The sequence below is a fragment of the Galactobacter valiniphilus genome (genome assembly GCF_003575975.1).
GTDB classification, from domain to species: Bacteria; Actinomycetota; Actinomycetes; order Actinomycetales; family Micrococcaceae; genus Galactobacter; species Galactobacter valiniphilus.
Window position 1 is genome coordinate 1 of the sequence record NZ_QQXK01000085.1, and the last position, 602, is coordinate 602.

General features: G+C 66.8%; 1 pseudogene. It reads right to left on the reverse strand.

The features are described from left to right. Window positions 1-602 (reverse strand): annotated as a pseudogene (locus DWB68_RS15835) (pyruvate dehydrogenase (acetyl-transferring), homodimeric type); the annotation flags it as partial.

Sequence of the window (602 nt, forward strand, 5' to 3'; positions counted from 1 at the left end):
GCGCCCTCGTCGTCCTTGGCCAGCAGCGAGTCCCACTCGCGGCCCCAGACGACCTTGATGACGTTCCAGCCCGCGCCGCGGAAGAAGGCCTCGAACTCCTGCATGATCTTGCCGTTGCCGTTGCCGCGCACCGGGCCATCCAGGCGCTGCAGATTGCAGTTGATCACGAAGTTCAGGTTGTCGAGCTTCTCGTTGGCGGCCAGCTGCAGGAAGCCGCGGCTCTCGGGCTCGTCCATCTCGCCGTCGCCCAGGAAGGCCCAGACCTGCTGCTGCGAGGTGTCCTTAATGCCGCGGTGGTGCAGGTAGCGGTTCAGCTGCGCCTGGTAGATCGCGTTGGCCGGGCCCAGGCCCATCGACACGGTCGGGAACTGCCAGAACTCCGGCATCATGCGCGGGTGCGGGTACGAGGGAAGGGCGTGGCCCTCCTTGGCCTTCTCCTGGCGGAAGCCGTCCATGTCGTCCTCGGAGAGGCGACCCTCCATGAACGCGCGGGCGTACATGCCAGGCGAGGCGTGGCCCTGGAAGAAGATCTGGTCGCCGCCGCCCGGGTGATCCTGGCCGCGGAAGAAGTGGTTGAAACCGACCTCATAGAGGGTCGCAGC